The organism is Peribacillus sp. SIMBA_075 (assembly GCF_046534585.1).
In genome coordinates, this window is the sequence record NZ_JAWRYN010001442.1 from 1 (window position 1) to 242 (window position 242).

Annotated in this window: 1 pseudogene; it reads left to right on the forward strand. The window is 68.2% G+C overall.

What is annotated here, in order from left to right:
- Nucleotides 1–242 (forward strand): annotated as a pseudogene (locus tag SB775_RS33135) (hypothetical protein); the annotation flags it as partial.

A 242-nucleotide genomic window follows, 5' to 3' on the forward strand; every position in this document is an offset into this window, starting at 1 on the left:
GCATCGAGATGCAGGGCCTGGCCGAGGCGGTGTCGCGACTGGTCAACGAGCCGCTGCGGCCGGTCAACCCGCTGCAGTCGCATGCCAAGTTCCGCCTGACGATGGCGGCCGATACCGGTCGTGCCAAGGTGCATACGGACCGCTCGCACTGGTCGGGCATCCTGTACCTGAGCCGCCCCGGGGACTGCCAGGGCGGTACCGAGTTCTTCCGCCACAAGCGCACGAATTCCGACCGCATGCCG